Raw genomic sequence first — 16,112 nt, 5'->3', positions numbered from 1 at the left:
CGGTGGTAAAAGCGCAGTATACAGAAAAGCCCCTAGCTACCGGCGATAGTTTACTAGGGTGCACAGCTATAAGTGCTTCGGCGTGCGTGCAAGTGCCCATATATCCACTCTGCTAGCGCCTGCTTCTTTAAGTAAGTTGGCAATTACTTCTGCGGTTGCGCCTGTTGTTACTACATCATCCACTACGGCTATATGCTTACCTTTTACCTCTGTTAGCAGTTTGGGGGCCACTGCAAAACTTTGACGCAGGTTTTTAAGGCGCTGTTTACGGTTAAGGTTTTGCTGGCTTTGGGTGTGGTTTAGCTTGGTGAGAAGCTGCGGTAAATATTGCGTGGTTTGGGTGCTGGTGTGTGCGTGTAAATGTTTGGCGATTATTTCTGCCTGATTAAAGCCGCGCTGCAGCCTCCTGCGCCAGTGCAGGGGGACGCAAGCGATAATATCGGGAGGGGTTGCAGCGTGTTGCATTGGGCTAAGTGGCTTGGGGGAGGGGGGGGTATGCTCAATAGTCTGCTCAATAGTATGGCTTATAGTGAGCGCTAACTTTTTGGCCAGTTGGCGGCCTATATGGGGGTGATTGTTGTGCTTAAACTGCAGTACTAAATGATCGAGCGGGTAGGCGTATTCATAGGCGGCCACAATGCTGTCGAAGCTGGGTGGGGTTTTTAGGCACTCTGCGCATAGCTCCGTTTGTGGCAAGGGCAGGGCACACCGCGTGCAACTGTGCGCTATGGGGGGCAGCTCATTGGCGCAAGGACTGCACAGCAAGCCTTTGGCCTTGCTACTACACAGCGCGCAATGGTTTGGCAGCAGCGCGTCGACAGCAGCCCCGAGCCATGCCAAGGGCTTGGTTAGCCATAGGGGGGGGGATTGAGGGGTATGACTAAAGTGGGGTTCATTGGTGTTGAGTCGAGTACTGGCTGTGCGAGAAACAGCGGAATACGACGGAATAATCCGCATTTGTAAACCTCCTTGCTTACTTTTGGTTGACAGTGCCTTGCTGGCTCATTATTGTCCCTAATCTTTCGTATTAAACCCCTTGAGGACCCTATGAGCAACCCTTCCTTAGTTCGCAGTAATTGGACCCGTAAAGAAGTGGAGGCCTTGTTTGCCTTGCCCTTTAACGATTTATTGTTTGAGGCGCAAACCATCCACCGCCAATTTTTTAACGCGAATGAAGTGCAAGTAAGCACCTTGTGTTCGATTAAAACCGGGGCCTGCCCAGAAGACTGCGCCTATTGTCCGCAAAGTGCCCGTTACGATACCGGCCTCGAGCGCGAAAAATTGATGGCGGTAGAAAAGGTATTAGAAGAAGCCAAGGCTGCGAAAGACTCTGGCGCAACCCGCTTTTGTATGGGCGCTGCGTGGCGTTCACCCAAGAAAAAAGACATGCCTTACGTAACCGCTATGGTAAAGGGCGTAAAAGAAATGGGCTTAGAAGCCTGTATGACCCTAGGCATGATCGATAAAGATCAAGCTACCGAATTGGCCGAAGCTGGTTTGGATTACTACAACCACAACCTCGATACATCGCCTGAATACTATGGCGACATTATCACCACGCGCACTTACCAAGATCGACTCGATACCCTCGACAACGTGCGTCACGCCGGTATGAAAGTATGCTGCGGCGGTATTATGGGTATGGGCGAAGATGAGTCCGACCGTGTAGGTTTGTTATTGCAGTTGGCAAATATGCCGCAGCACCCAGAATCTGTGCCAATTAATATGTTGGTTGCCGTAGAAGGTACACCGCTTGAGCAGCAAGAAGCGTTAGACCCTTTCGATTTTATTCGCACTATTGCCGTTGCGCGGATTCTTATGCCGCAATCCCACGTACGTTTATCGGCTGGGCGTGAAGATATGAACGATCAAACCCAAGCCTTGGCGTTCCACGCCGGTGCCAACTCTATTTTTTATGGCGAAAAATTATTAACTACCGCCAACCCAGAATCTAATAAAGATATGCAGTTGTTTAAGCGTTTGGGCATCAACCCAGAAAAACGTGAAGAGCACAAAACCGAGCAAGAGCAAGTAGAGCAAATAAACCAACAGGTTGCCGAAGCTGCGCTCGATAAAGTGTTTTACAACGCCGCCTCTTAATAAGCTGGTTGTTTTAATTAGCCGCTAAGTATTTAGCTGGCGCTATTTGAGCGAGTGCGTTTATGCCTCGCTCAATATTCCTTTCTTAAATACGTTTCATACATCATGTCTTTAGAATCCGAACTGCAAAAAGAATTGTCTAGTCGCAAGGCAATTAACCGCTATCGCTCGCGTCGAGTGGCGCTTTCGCCCAGTGGTGTGCGTATGCGCGTAGAAGGTGAGACCAAAGAGCTTATCGCGTTTTGCAGTAACGATTATTTAGGTTTGGCGCAGCACCCCAAAGTAATAGAAGCGTTTACTCAAGCTGCACGGCATTACGGTGTGGGTAGCGGCGCCTCCCACTTGGTGAATGGTCACTCGCAAGAGCATCACCAACTAGAAGAAGAGCTGGCAGCATTTACTGGGCGGCCGCGCGCTTTATTATTCTCCACCGGGTATATGGCCAATATGGGGGTGATAAACGGTTTGCTGGGGCGCGGCGATGCAGTATTCCAAGATAAATTAAATCACGCTTCTTTGTTGGATGGCGGCTTAATAAGTGGTGCTAAATTTCATCGCTTTCGCCATAACGATTGCGAACATTTGAATACACAATTAGAAAAATCTACGGCTGCACGTAAATTAATTGTTGTGGATGGTGTGTTTAGTATGGATGGCGATGCGGCTAACCTAAACCAGTTGGCCGCGAGTGCAAAAAAACATAACGCCTGGTTAATGGTGGATGATGCACACGGCTTTGGCTGCATGGGCGAAAATGGCAAAGGCGTGGTGGATGCTTGCGGGTTAACCCTAGACGATGTACCCATTTTAATGGGCACCCTTGGCAAAGCTTTTGGTACCTTTGGTGCTTTTGTGGCTGGCAGCGAAACTTTAATCGAAGCGTTAATTCAACTGGCGCGTACCTACGTATATACCACCGCATTGCCGCCCGCTGTTGCTGCAGCCACGCGCGCAAGTTTACATTTGTTGGAAACAGAGCATTGGCGCCGAGAAAAATTAAATGCGCTAATCCAACAATTTAGAGGTGGTTGCGAAGCGCTGAATTTACAATTAATGCCATCGCAATCGCCCATTCAGCCCATTGTGTTAGGCGAAGATGCGGTTGCATTAAATGTATCTAAAAAAATGGCCGAACGCGGTTTTTGGATAACAGCCATTCGCCCGCCAACGGTACCCGAGGGCACCGCGCGCTTACGTATTACTTTATCTGCAGAACACAGCGAGCAAGATGTAGAGCAACTGTTAAATGCTCTGGCCGAAGTAATGCGCGAAGTAAGCGGAGAGCTACAAAGTGAGTAATATTGAGCCGAGTAATGTAAAACCTAGCAATATAGAGCTGGGCACTATTCCTTTGGCAGAAGCGCCCGCTACCAAGCTAGAAGCTGCTTATATTGCTAAAAAAATAGCTCCAAATAATTCTAACCCCAATGCGCCTGTCTGGGTGTTTGTTCATGGTTGGGGGGCAAGCGCCAATACCTGGGCGCCGTTAGTAGACGAATTAAAATCGCAGTGTGAAATTTGGCTGTTAGATTTACCCAGCTTTGGTGGCAACACGCAAGCTGTCAATAGCCCTAGCGCAGTTGCTGCAGACATTGCCAAAATATTGCCCGCTAATACTGTGCTTGTGGGGTGGTCGCTAGGCGGTATGCTGCTGCCGCTAATTGCCCAACAAATAGAACAACATTGGCCCACAAAAACAATTAGCCATTGTATAGGCCTGGCCGCCAACGCCAAATTTGCGCAGGGCGATAACTACACTGCTGCTATGCCTGCAGAAACGTTTCAAACTTTTTGCGCTAACTTTAATGTCGACCCAACAACAACTTGGTCGCGCTTTGGCTTGTTGCAAGCTCAGGGCGATAGCAACCGCAAACTTGTAAGCCGACAAATAAAAGCGTTGCACAATGCGCCTATGCCAGAGCAGTTTACTGCGTGGCAACAAGCCTTAACTTGGTTGGGCGCTATAGATAACCGTGTACTTCTCTGTGAAATAACTACCCCATTTTTACACCTATTTGGCGAAGGTGATGCGCTAGTACCAGCTGATGCAGCTGTCGCTATGGCTGGTATCAACCCTTTGCACCAAACGCTCGTGGTAGCATCCGCAGGTCATGTTTTACATTTTTCGCAACCCGCAAAAATTGCGCAAATAATGTTGGCCCGGGTGCATGCTAAACGCAATAAAGCGCGGGTGGCCAAGTCTTTTAGCAACGCTGCAACCGAATACGATAGCGTTGCCTACTTGCAGCAAAAGCTAGCAAATACCCTGTGTGAATGGGTGCCAGAGCAAGCAGAAAAGATTGCCGACTTAGGGTGTGGCACAGGCTATTGCGGCTTGCAACTACAACGCCCAGAGCGCGATATTTATTCGCTCGACTTGGCGCAGGGCATGTTGCATACAGCGCGGTCGAAAGCTTTAGCTAAGCAGCAATTATTTTCAGGTGTGTGTGCCGACATAGAGTGCTTACCATTTATCTCTAACGGTTTTGATGCGTTAGTGTCTGGCATGAGTATGCAGTGGTGCGAAGATTTACCCGCAGTATTTAGCGAGGCGCATAGGGTGCTAAAGCCTAATGGTGAAATGATTTTTTCTACCCTTGGCCCACAAACTTTATTTGAATTGCGCGAAGCGTGGGCCGAGGCAGATATAAAGTTAGGGCGGCAAGGTTGTGTACACGTTAATACTTTTATCGAGTTAGATCGTGTAGAAATTGCAGCTAAGCAGGCTGGGTTTGTTATAGAACAAACTTCGCGTGAAATACACGTATTGACTTACGACAGCGTAATGCCGTTGATGCGCGAGCTAAAAACTATCGGCGCGCATAATGTAAACCCAGGTCAAGAACAGGGTTTAACAGGTAAGGCGCGATTAAAAGCAATGGCGCAAGCGTACGAGCAGTTTCGCACGGCGCAAGGTGTGTTGCCGCTCACCTACGAGGTAGGCTTTTATCAATTACTAAAAGTGTAAATGCTTGGCGTCAAAAGATAGTGTTAAAAGCTAGGTAAGCTCATTCTAAATACATTGCCAGCTTCCATTTTATTATGCAGCGATATATTGCCGCCGTGCAGCTCTACTAGCTTTTTAGTTAAGTACAAGCCAATGCCAAGGTCGTTAGATTTGTACATGTCTGTGTTTTCTCTGTTGGCAAAGTTTTCAAATACTTTTGTTTTATAGGCCTCACTAAAGGCTTGGCCATCGTCTTGTACTTCCAAAATTAAATTATCTACACCATCTAGTTGAGACATGCTCACGCTAATGGAAATAGTGTGGTTGTCTGATGCCTGCGCCGAGTAAGCTAACAAGCTAATTACAATATCAATAAAACGGGGCGGATCAGCTACAAAATATAAATTGGGGTCCACGTGCTTAACAATTTTGGTTTTATCTGAATCAATAAATTCCTCTGCTTTAATTGCAGAATAAGTTATCGCATCGGCTACATTAAATTGGCGCCTATTTACGGCTATTTCCCCTGCTTCGAGCTTACCTAAATCTATAATATGATTGATGAGTCGCAATAAGCTTTCACCATTGGATTTAATAGAGCGAATTACCGTACGGTACTGTTCGTCTAGTTCGCTGCCTAGTTTCTTTTCCAGTCGCGTCGCGTAGCCAATAATTGGGTTGAGTGGTGTGCGCAACTCGTGGGACATAAGCGCAAAAAACTCGTCTTTTGATTTGCGTGCCTCGGTGGCCTTTTCTTCCATAATAAGCGATTTAACTCGCGCTTCGGCGCCTTCCATTAGAAGCGCCAAAGAGTCGCGCAATTGGCCTATTCGCTCCTCGTTATCCGGCAGCTCTGTTACCCGCAGCGAGGCGCTGTCGTAATTGATTTGTAGTACGCCGTCGCGCTCTACAATTCTTCCGGTTAAAAGGTCGGCTTTAATTGCGCTGGCAGCTTCTATATCGAGCGAGCCTTCAGGGCCGATAAATATGCGACCGGTATAGGTTTCTAATGTAACTGCACCCTTAAGGCCTAGCTGGCCAAGTGACTCAATCAAGGCTTCGCCCAGCGCTTGATAGCTGGGTATGGCAAAACTGTTTTTTAAAAACTGCACCACTACGCCCATATCTCCATTACTGGTCATCACCGTCATGGTAAGTTGACGCAGTGAGGCTAGCTCTTGGCGCAGGCTTTCGACTTCGGTTGCGGCGTCCATAATCTTTTTAGCATTGTGAATGAATTTAAAAATAAGTGTAGGCCACTGCGTGAAAATTTCAGGGAAATACTGCTAATTCGCGCTGCGAGTGTGGCTGCAGTTAAATAGGGTAGGTTTTCGCTACTAGAGCTCTGCCTTAGTGTAAGATTGCGTCTGGCAAAAAATGGTTTAATTTTCGGAGATACAAGTGGGTAAAAAGTTTTTTGTAACGGGGACCGATACCGACATTGGCAAAACTTTTATTAGTACGGCGTTAATTCTCAAAGCGAATGCTCAGGGGCTGCGCACCATGGGGCTAAAACCTATAGCTGCTGGTTGTGAAACTACGGCAGAGGGTTTGCGCAACGAGGATGCACTGCAATTGCAGCAAGCTTCCAGTCAGAAAATGCCCTATGCCCAAGTGAACCCCATTGCGCTTAAAGCTGCTGTGGCGCCGCATATTGCTGCGCAAATGGAAGAAAAACGCTTGTCGGTAGAGCGTACAATGGGCTTTGTGCGCGGCAGTTTAGTTATGCCCAGCGACCTGTGCTTAGTCGAGGGGGCGGGTGGCTGGCGAGTGCCACTGAATACATCAGAAACCCTTGCGAACTTGCCTAAAGCATTGAATTTACCTGTAATTCTTGTAGTGGGTATTCGGCTTGGGTGCATTAATCACGCGCTACTTACCGTGGAAGCAATTGTGCGTGATGGTTTGCAGGTAGCGGGGTGGGTGGCGAATATTGTGGACCCTAATATCGCCGCATTGGAAGAAAATATTGATACTCTACGCACACTACTACCTGGAGCGTGCCTAGGTGTGGTGCCATTTATGCCAAATGCTAAGCCAGAGAGTGCGGTGGACCACCTCGATATAACCCCTTTGTTAGATTTCGCCCAATAAGTTGCCGCCTAGCGGCAACTAATAACCGCATATAACTAAATAGGTGCTTTTTGCGACAAAATAATCTTACCTTAAGCGATAGAAGCCTTTGTTTTGCCTGATATTTAGTCAGTTTTGGCGTAGAATGTCAGGCATAAGTATGGGTTTCTTAGTGTTTTTACTTAGTGGTGGCAAGTTCTTGCCGCTTTTGAGGTTCGCTAAACAGCCCATAATCGGCTAGTTTTAAAGTAAGGTGACCTATGATTCATTCAGTGTTGAATGAGGGCGTAAAAGGAATGCAGGCCTCGCAGAGAGAAATGCAAAAGGCTGCGCACGAAATTGCCAGTACGAATATTCCTGCAAGCACACAGGCCGCCCCACAAAACCCTGCCGATGCGGCCATTCCTCCTGTATCTGAACCCCCTAAGTCAGGTAGAGTGGGAAACATAGCCGAGCCGATTGTTGAGTTAAAAAGGCAGGAGTTGTTATTCACAGCGTCTGCTGCGGTTGTATCTACAGCAAACAAAACCATAGGAAGTTTATTAGATGTTAAATCGTGAATGGTTGGAACAGTTTGTAGCTTGGTTGTTGGGTACCGCGCCGCAACAGCAATTGGTGCCTATAAAGGTTGAGCGTACTCAAGCAGAGCAGTTGCAGGCAGAGCTACGTGCGCGCCGCAACGCAGAGCGCAATAACGAATTTTAAACCTGCTAGGTTTGCGCCTGGCGGGCTTGCTCTACGGTTTTGATAGTTTACTGTTACTTATTGAGCGAACATTTTAAGTGGCAAGTACAGCACAGCAAGGGTTAAAGCATTGGCAATATGCTAACTTAGCGTTAATGCTTACGCCTGCGTGTAAACCATAGAGGTACGCCTTGTGATCGCCAGTCACAGTCCTTTTCATAGCGCCCATGTGGCGAGCGCCACCCCTGCTGCACATCGCACAGTAGGGGAATTGGCCGCGGATGAAAAAGGCGTGGTACTGCAAAGTCCTACTATTGCCGCTGTGGACGAAGCGTCTGCGCCGGTTAAAGCTGGTATCTCCTCCCAGCAAAACAGTTCTGTTTCCCCCACTGATACCTCCAATTCTCAAACTAAACCCTCTAGCGACGACGCTCTGCAAGCCCTGCGCGAACGTGAAGCCGCGGCAAAAGCGAAGGTTGAGCAGGCTGAGTTGGCGCAAATGCAGCGCGAAATTGCCAGTTTGGCCGCGCGTGATAGAGAAGTGCGGGCGCATGAGCAGGCCCATATGGCGGTAGGTGGCCAGTATGCAGGTGCGGCACAATACCAATATGAACGCGGGCCAGATGGCATAAATTACGCGGTGGCGGGTGAAGTACCTATTGATATAGGTCGGGCAGCCGACCCGCAAGCCACCATTGAAAAAGCGCGCACAGTTAGGCGCGCGGCCCTGGCGCCAGCAGATCCATCGCCACAGGATAGACGTATCGCAGCCCAAGCTAGCAGGTTAGAGGCTGAAGCTCTTCAAGAGTTAAACGAACAGCGCCGCGCAGAGCAGGCAGAAGCAAGTGAAGCTAAGCAAAGGGCACGCGAGGCCAATAGCGACGATAAATCTAAATCAGAGCTCGGCGCTGCCGAATCTACCGGCAACGTTATTCAGTCAGCCAGCCCTACAGGCATTGTTAGCGAGTCCAGTTCGAACAATACTATTGCTAGCCCTGCGCTCAGTAATAATCAGTTAAAACAGGTGAATACACTCGTTGGTGTGCAGTCGCTTGCTAGTCCACGCCCCAACACCATTTTGGACGACCTCGTATAACCCTCTCCTTTTCTCTTCCTCGCTATGCGGTGCACGCTATTTTGGCCTAAGGTTAATAGTGTAAATATACGCTTTTGTTGGCGGTATTCGTTAGCAAAATAGAGCACTATGTACTTTGTAATAAATTTAAACGTTTGTTTTAATTTGTGCGTATAAACTACATACTCATTGTGGGCTGCCACACCGTAACCATTAGTTAAATATAACAGTGCGATGCTATTAGGCAGCTGTTGAAGCCGATAAGTAGCAGTAATAAAAGTAGGAACAGAACAAAGAGAGGATTGCCATGGCCGATTATCGCGCGCCGCTAGAAGATATTCGTTTTGTGTTAAAACATGTGTTTAATGTTGAAGAGTTTTGGCAAGGCCTAGAAGGCATGGGCGACATGGATATAGACACCGCCGATGCCATTTTGGAAGAAGCGGCAAAAATATGCGAAGAAGTATTAGCACCGTTAAATCGCGAAGCTGATGAGCAAGGTAGCCAGTGGAGCGAGGGTAACGTTACCAGCCCAGAAGGGTTTAAAGACGCCTACCAAACATTTTGCGAAGGCGGTTGGAACGGCTTAGGTGGTAACCCAGAATACGACGGTATGGGCATGCCCAAAACGCTCGTTGCCGCTGTTGAAGAAATGCTACAGGGCAGTTGTATTGCCTTTGGTTTAGCGCCCATGCTTACCGCGGGTGCAAGCTTTGCTATTAACGCGCACGCAAGCGACGAATTAAAAGCACTGTATTTACCCAAAATGTACAGCGGTGAATGGGCGGGCGCGATGGATTTAACCGAACCCCACGCAGGCACCGACCTAGGCTTAATTCGTACTAAAGCCCAGCCGCAGGCCGATGGCAGCTATGCCATTACAGGTACAAAAATATTTATTACCTGGGGCGAGCACGACATGGCCGACAATATTGTGCACCTAGTGTTGGCTAAATTACCCGATGCCCCTGCCGGCTCGCGCGGCATATCGTTATTTTTGGTTCCAAAAGTTATCCCCAATGCCGATGGCAGTTTAGGGGCACGCAATGGCGTTAGCTGTGGTTCCATCGAGAAAAAAATGGGTATTAAAGCTTCGGCAACCTGCGTAATGAATTTTGATGGCGCACAGGGCTGGCTTGTTGGTGAACCCAACAAGGGGTTAATGGCCATGTTTACCATGATGAATTACGAGCGTTTAATGGTGGGTGTGCAGGGCATTAGCGTTGCAGAAGCCTCGTATCAAAACGCGGCGGAGTATGCCAAAGAGCGCATTCAAAGCCGCTCGCCAAGCGGCCCGCAAATGCCAGATAAAGAAGCAGATTCGCTGCTTGTGCACCCAGACGTACGCCGCATGTTAATGACCATGCGCGCCTATAACGAAGGCGGTCGCGCTTTTTATATTTATGTTGCCCGTTGGTTAGATACCGCCAAATACGGTGCAACCGAAGAGCTACGTAAACACGCCGATAACATGGTGGCACTACTCACGCCTGTTGCAAAAGCATTTATGACCGATGTTGCCTTCGACTCGGCAGTGATGGGTCAGCAGGTGTATGGCGGCCATGGGTATATTCGCGAATGGGGCCAAGAGCAACATGTGCGCGACATTCGTATTACCCAAATATACGAAGGTACCAATGGTATTCAGGCTATGGATTTAATTGGCCGTAAAACATTGGCGGTGGATGGTGGTTTGTTAGCGTTGTTGGCTGAGGAGATACGCGCATATTGCGCCAGTGCTGGTGACGACCACTCTCATTTGGCCGAAGCATTGCTCTGCGCGTTAGAGGGGCTGGAAGCAAGCACTCAACATATATTGTCTGCAAGCAAGCAAGACCCGAATTACCCTGGAGCAATAGCGTGCGATTACCTCCACTATGTAGGTTATGTTGCCTATGGCTATATGTGGCTGCAAATGGCGTGTGCGGCTAAGCAATCTTCAAGCGCGCAAGCACAGGCTAAACCAGCGCTGGCGGAATTTTTCTTCGCTTATTTATTGCCGCAGGTAGCTACTTTACAGCAGCGGATAGAATCCGGTGCGAGTTCGGTTATGGGCTTGCCTATGGATGCTTTCTAGCAAAAAACTTACAGCGCGGCCTGCGAGTAAAGTTTGAGTTTCGTGGGTCGACGAAGTATAAAAGGGCTGTCATTATTGACAGCCCTTTTTATTTTTAAGTGCAGTTTCAGTGTGTTTAATCTGGCAAAATAACTAACCAACTAATTCAATAACAGGATCGAACCGTGCCCAAGCTATACCCAGAAGATCAGCAAAAAGTTGATGAGTATTTGCAATCCAGTGTTCACCAGGTTGAGCGAGCGCCATTTAGGCCATTGCGCCTGCTCGCTATTATTGGTGTTATTTTATTGATATTGACCGGGTTAAGTTTTGTTATCGCTAAATCGCAGGGTGTGGCTTAATAAATAGCGCCATTTGTTACAGTTTTACTATTCTTGCTTATATTATTTATTTATATAAAGTTTATTTTATATTCCCATTTCAGGTATGAATTCGTCACTTTTCTTCACTCTAAGTGGCCTTACCGCTTAAATATCTGCTGAAAACGGCATTTTATGTTGATATTGGCGCCAGTTTTTTTGTTTTTATTCTTCCTGTTGTAATAATAATGTCACTGTGATGTGTTTGGGCTGGTGCTAGTCTAATAACCATAAGGTGCTGAAATAAAAAACATTTTCAGCACCCAAAAACTCAAATGCCCGTGTGTATTTGGTGTGGTTTGCCCTAATTATTCGAGGAGGAGGGGCCTAGATGAAAATAATATCTAACAAAAAATGGCTAACCGTATTATCTGCAGCAGCACTATTGTTGCCACTTTCTGCAGCAGCAGAAACCTATAAGCCTGCATTTTTCGATTTTTCTGCCGAGCAATTGGTAGCTAAAATTGATGCAACCAGTATTACTAAAGCTGCCACGCTTTATTGCCAAGCAGAAATAGACGTAAACGGTGCGCCAGACCGAGTGAAATGTTACGACAAGGCGAGTAATACCGATTTGGTAATGCAAACCCAGCAGGCGCTAATTGGTTTAGCCTTTACTGCGGCGCAGGTTGATAGCCAAAAAGTACCTGTGCGTATGAACTTTCGTGTGGCGTTAAATGTTAGTGAGCATGGCCCAGTTGCCGCACTCATTCCTAACCTTGGTTCTATGCAAGCGCAATATGGTCGCGATTATATCGCCCCGCAAGAGCGTTTAGATGTGTCCGATTGGTACCAGCGTTATAGCGATAATAGCTCGGTAAATGGCGGTGCATTTTTGGATGATGCTCCACTATCGCGAGTGGCGGCCACTATTGAAGAAGATGGGCGTCCAACGATTGTACGCACAGTAGATGCAGACCGTGCTTACAAGCGCGATGCAACAGTCGTGCAGTCTGCGTTGAAGCGCTCACGCTTTATTCCAGGCTTTATCGATGATAAACCAGTGCCCATGGGCTACTTGGCGGTTGTTAACTACGGCGGTACAGGGCAGGCAGTTTCTTCGCGCTAAGAGGTCTGAGTTGTAGGAAGTTGTAGGACGTTGTAGGAAGTGCAGTTTGCTGTTTCGCTTTTTTTAGATTTATTTGTTCTAGCCGCATGCTGTGCTTAGGCTAAACTTGTAATTAAGTGGTAGTCGGCAGTGTCTGTAGTGAGTAGTTAGCCTGCTGCGCTTAACAATTTAACATGGCGAGTTGCTGTAGGGTTTCTTAGCTCTAACTCGCTATTACGGTTGTACCAAATCCCCGTACAGGATGTAAGAGACGGGGATACTCACAGGAAAGGCAGTCATTCGTGGCTGCCTTTTTTATTGCCCGCCAATTATGTTTTTACTGCTTCCCCGTTTTTTAATACTACTTTGCGAGCGACTGTACCTGTTTACTTTGGTCTTCTGTTACTGGCTGAATGGATAGGCGCCCCTGCTTCACCAATAGCATCTCGCTTAAAGCTGGGGTGGCTTTTATACGGTCTAAGGTTACGGGGTGTTTGAATGCCGCTTTAAAGGCGATATCCACACATACCCAGCGAGGTGCTTCGGGTTTAGATTTCGCATCGTAGTAGGGGCTGCTTGGATCAAACTGACTAGGGTCGGGGTAGGCGCCGCGCACAACCTTTGCCAGCCCCGCAACGGCGGTGGGTTTACAACTGCTGTGGTAAAAAAGCACTTCATCACCTACGGCAACCTCGTCGCGCAGAAAGTTGCGCGCTTGATAGTTGCGAATGCCGTTCCACACGGTGGTTTTATCGCGCTGTAAGTCGGCAATACTGTATTCGTCGGGTTCGCTTTTAAACAGCCAGCAGGCCATAGGCAGTCTCGCATTGAATGTTAAAAACTAGGGAAGGGGTTATTCTTGCCAAACCCAGCGGATGGGCTCGCCAAAATCGTCGGTAATAAGCTTTTTGGTGGGGCGTCTGCTCAGCTTGCCTGCACGCGAGGTTTTGCTGCTTTTGCGCGCGTCTAGCTCTTTTACCACTTCACTTAGCGGGGTGCGAGTTTGCTTTGGCTCAAACTGGGTAGCTTGAGCAAACAGGTTGCGGTTATCCAATTGGCCACTTGTCCCTGTGGGAATATTATTGACGGCACCGCCAGACGATAAATATCGGGCGATTTCTGCGTCTAACTCCGCGCGAACTTCTGCTTTGGTTTTAGTGGGTTTCATAGTAAATCTGTGTGTGGACGTGGCCACATTCTACCTTGGTTTGGCTTAGGAATCCCGATAATGCGTGCATATTCGTCGAAAGTGTAAATTACTGTCGAGTTAGCAGCGCTAAACAACAATTATAGAGTGTGTTTACTTCTTGTTCGACCCCTACAGTTACAACTTACTGTCGCCGCCAGTTGGCGAGGTTGCTTCATTGCTAAGGCCGAAGCAGCGTAGAAATAATGCCTAAAGTATAGCCAAAATTGGCAGGTTTGAGGTTAAAAAAGGTGCTACTCAGAGCTATGCAATTATTGTATTGCTTTGGCGTGCTCGGCTAGTGATATATGTGTTGGAGCCTTGTTACTGCATCGAATTAACGGCTTGTTTTGGTTGCGCATGGTTGGCCCAAATAGGGTTTTAGTCGTAATGACTTTTGCCTCGCATAGGTATTACTTAGCGCCTCCGGTTTATAAAAAACAAGTTGTAAGCTCATTGTTAAATAGAAGAGTGCGGCAACTAGAAATGTATAGCATGTTATGCAAAATTTTAAATTTTTATGCAGTCAAAAAAAAATGATTTTAACTAAGGGGATGCAACGTTGTCCTGTGTTGGTATTTGGTTTTTATTTAAAACTATTTAGTTTTTTTCGCGAAAAGAGCAATCTCTTAAACTTAATTTAGTTGTTTAAACGTACTGTTTATCTGCTAGCAGAATTAGTAATGTAAATTTTTTCAAAATTTTAAATTCGGTTTTTCAAGTTTGTACCGGCATTAATAAACGATCTTATAAAATGTAAACGATATTCATTTTGGCTTTTAATAAGCGGAATGGAGCTTTTGGGTAACAATAGCTAGGTTAGCGCGTAATGCATACGTTTTGGGGGGTATTTTAGTCATACCAAAGTGACAATTTTAAAAGTGAAAAATGGGAAAATCCCCCTACTACTCTTACGTAGCAATAGTGTTACACTTAAGTTACTCACAGGACAATTGCTGCATTTAGTACAAGGTGGTAGAAAATTAGAGTTAGTGGTTTGCTAGCTATATGAATTGAGTGATCTTTAGAAATATTCAATTCTACTAATTGAAATGGTTTTCGGCGAATTAATTGAAAATGGAGTTTGTTCTACCTTATCTTTTTGCAGCATTCTAATAATAGAAAATAAAATATGAATGACACGGCTATAGAACAAGAAACTTCACTGTCTCGCGTAGAATTGGTATACCGCAAGTTGCGAGATAACATTATTACCAATCAGTTCCCCCCTGGTTATCAAGCTTTAGAACCGGAGATTGCTAAACAGCTTGGTGTTAGTCGCACACCGGTGCGCGAAGCGCTAATTCGTTTAGAAGCTGAAAATCTTATTCAGCTGGTTCCGCGTCGCGGTATGCGCGTTTTGCCTTTGGTGCCCGACGACATAAAAGAAATTAACGAAATTTTAACTGGCTTAGAAGTGATGGCTGTAGAGCTGCTTGCTAAGCAAAAGCCTGGGCGTGATTTGCTAGAGCCGATGGAGTCGGCATTGGATGAGATGGATAAGTCTCTGTTAACCGGTGATATGGAGCTTTGGGCTGAAGCAGACGAGAAATTTCATCGCTTTCTTTTGGCTCTGGCTGGCAACCAACGCTTGGCTTCCATGGCCGAAAGTGTGCGAATTCAATCGCAGCGCTCTAGAAAAATTACGCTTAAATTGCGCCCCTCTCCCGAGTCGACAAACAGCGCGTACCGCAAGTTGTTAAATGCAATTGCAGCAGGCAACTGGCAAGAGGCGAAAGAGGTGCACTATCAACACCGTTTGGAGGTAAGCCAAATGCTGGTAGATTTATTAGAAAAATATCAGTTGCCGCACCTTTAGTTGCAAGTGAGACTTATTTAAAAAGGGCTATTTAGCCCTTTTTTTATGCCTGTTAATTTTGCGTTGTGTGTATTGGCGAATAAGAGTGTGTAGAATTTGCTGCTTTTAACATGAGTAATGTGTCAATGACTTCAAAGTCCTACCAAGCTTTGGCTGCGCCAGTGGAGTTTGTACACGAAGAAAAGCGCAGTACGTTTACGGCGCTGCTTTATCCGGTAGAAAGCCGCGCACAAGCGATGGCGTATCTTGAGCAGGTAAAAGAAGTGTACCCAGGTGCAAGCCATTATTGTTGGGCTTATATTATTGGCTCGGCAGAGCAGCCGGTATCGGTGGCGTTTAGTGATGATGGCGAGCCATCTGGAACGGCGGGCAAGCCAATGCTTAATGTTTTAACTCATCGCCAAGCGGGAAATTGCTTTGCGGTAATTGTTCGAATTTTTGGTGGCGTTAAGTTGGGTGCGGGTGGTTTGGTGCGCGCTTATGGGGCTGCGGTGTCGCAAGCTTTGGATTCGGCGCAGTGGGAGCAGATAACCGAATTAATTGCGTTTAGAGTGGAGATAAGTTTTGCATTGGAGGAGCGTGTACGTCACAGGCTTCAGCAAGCGAATATAACGGTAGATGCTGCTGAGTACGGTGAGCACGTTACTCTGTTTGCGAAAGCGGCGGCATCAATACTCGAGCAATTAGAGCAAGATATACCCCAATTAAGTTCAGGCTCGGCCAAGGTGATAGCGGAGTAAGTGC

At 47.1% G+C, this 16,112-nt stretch carries 16 protein-coding genes; 12 read left to right on the top strand and 4 right to left on the bottom strand.

Features of this window, described 5'->3' with window-relative positions:
• Positions 1-66: 66 nt before the first annotated feature.
• The gene (locus tag SDE_RS16445; protein ID WP_011469613.1) at positions 67-957 is read right to left on the bottom strand and encodes a ComF family protein; all 891 of its coding nucleotides are present in this window, start codon (positions 955-957) and stop codon (positions 67-69) included.
• 90 nt (positions 958-1,047) lie between these two features.
• Between SDE_RS16445 and bioB the strand changes: the two genes are divergently transcribed.
• The 3 genes from bioB to bioC all read left to right on the top strand — a co-directional run bounded on the left by bioB (position 1,048) and on the right by bioC (position 5,068).
• Positions 1,048-2,100 carry a biotin synthase BioB gene (bioB, locus tag SDE_RS16440; RefSeq protein ID WP_011469612.1) on the top strand — a complete coding sequence of 351 codons (1,053 nt, stop codon included), beginning with the start codon at positions 1,048-1,050 and terminating at the stop codon, positions 2,098-2,100.
• Positions 2,101-2,205: 105 nt separating this feature from the next.
• A complete protein-coding gene (gene bioF, locus SDE_RS16435) occupies positions 2,206-3,399 on the top strand; it encodes an 8-amino-7-oxononanoate synthase (protein ID WP_011469611.1) in 1,194 nt (397 codons plus the stop codon).
• Complete coding sequence (gene bioC, locus SDE_RS21525; protein WP_011469610.1) at positions 3,392-5,068, top strand: malonyl-ACP O-methyltransferase BioC; 1,677 nt, start codon at positions 3,392-3,394, stop codon at positions 5,066-5,068. Before bioF ends, bioC begins: the two co-directional genes overlap by 8 nt.
• Positions 5,069-5,091: 23 nt before the next feature.
• On the opposite strand, the gene SDE_RS16425 is transcribed toward bioC, so the two are convergent.
• A complete protein-coding gene (locus SDE_RS16425; protein WP_011469609.1) occupies positions 5,092-6,261 on the bottom strand; it encodes a sensor histidine kinase in 1,170 nt (389 codons plus the stop codon).
• Between the two features lie 187 nt (positions 6,262-6,448).
• Between SDE_RS16425 and bioD the strand changes: the two genes are divergently transcribed.
• The 7 genes from bioD (at position 6,449) to SDE_RS16395 (ending at position 12,384) form a co-directional block, all read left to right on the top strand.
• On the top strand, positions 6,449-7,141 hold the full coding sequence (gene bioD, locus SDE_RS16420) for a dethiobiotin synthase (RefSeq protein ID WP_011469608.1): 693 nt from the start codon (positions 6,449-6,451) through the stop codon (positions 7,139-7,141).
• Positions 7,142-7,380: 239 nt separating this feature from the next.
• On the top strand, positions 7,381-7,680 hold the full coding sequence (locus SDE_RS16415; protein ID WP_041324815.1) for a hypothetical protein: 300 nt from the start codon (positions 7,381-7,383) through the stop codon (positions 7,678-7,680).
• Complete coding sequence (locus SDE_RS22895; protein ID WP_158303890.1) at positions 7,667-7,825, top strand: hypothetical protein; 159 nt, start codon at positions 7,667-7,669, stop codon at positions 7,823-7,825. The genes SDE_RS16415 and SDE_RS22895 overlap by 14 nt, the downstream gene beginning before the upstream one ends.
• Positions 7,826-7,997: 172 nt before the next feature.
• Positions 7,998-8,900, top strand: coding sequence for a putative metalloprotease CJM1_0395 family protein (locus SDE_RS16410; protein ID WP_011469606.1), 903 nt, complete (start codon positions 7,998-8,000; stop codon positions 8,898-8,900).
• Between the two features lie 286 nt (positions 8,901-9,186).
• Positions 9,187-10,956, top strand: a complete 1,770-nt coding sequence (locus SDE_RS16405; protein WP_011469605.1) for an acyl-CoA dehydrogenase C-terminal domain-containing protein — start codon at positions 9,187-9,189, stop codon at positions 10,954-10,956.
• A gap of 164 nt (positions 10,957-11,120) precedes the next feature.
• A complete protein-coding gene (locus tag SDE_RS16400; RefSeq protein ID WP_011469604.1) occupies positions 11,121-11,297 on the top strand; it encodes a DUF3094 family protein in 177 nt (58 codons plus the stop codon).
• Between the two features lie 349 nt (positions 11,298-11,646).
• On the top strand, positions 11,647-12,384 hold the full coding sequence (locus SDE_RS16395; RefSeq protein WP_011469603.1) for a hypothetical protein: 738 nt from the start codon (positions 11,647-11,649) through the stop codon (positions 12,382-12,384).
• 340 nt (positions 12,385-12,724) lie between these two features.
• Here SDE_RS16395 and SDE_RS16390 read toward each other — a convergent pair whose 3' ends face one another.
• Entirely contained in the window at positions 12,725-13,177 is a 453-nt protein-coding gene (locus tag SDE_RS16390) for an EVE domain-containing protein (RefSeq protein WP_011469602.1), read from the bottom strand.
• A 39-nt stretch (positions 13,178-13,216) separates the two neighbouring features.
• Positions 13,217-13,531, bottom strand: a complete 315-nt coding sequence (locus SDE_RS16385) for a hypothetical protein (RefSeq protein ID WP_041324813.1) — start codon at positions 13,529-13,531, stop codon at positions 13,217-13,219.
• Positions 13,532-14,681: 1,150 nt separating this feature from the next.
• Here SDE_RS16385 and SDE_RS16380 point away from each other — a divergent pair.
• Entirely contained in the window at positions 14,682-15,368 is a 687-nt protein-coding gene (locus SDE_RS16380) for a GntR family transcriptional regulator (RefSeq protein ID WP_011469600.1), read from the top strand.
• Between the two features lie 125 nt (positions 15,369-15,493).
• The gene (locus SDE_RS16375; RefSeq protein WP_041325909.1) at positions 15,494-16,108 is read left to right on the top strand and encodes an IMPACT family protein; all 615 of its coding nucleotides are present in this window, start codon (positions 15,494-15,496) and stop codon (positions 16,106-16,108) included.
• Positions 16,109-16,112: the final 4 nt, after the last annotated feature.

It is taken from the genome of Saccharophagus degradans 2-40 (assembly GCF_000013665.1).
GTDB lineage: Bacteria > Pseudomonadota > Gammaproteobacteria > Pseudomonadales > Cellvibrionaceae > Saccharophagus > Saccharophagus degradans.
The sequence above is the reverse complement of the archived record's forward strand: the minus strand, read 5'-3'. Positions and strand labels throughout refer to the sequence as shown.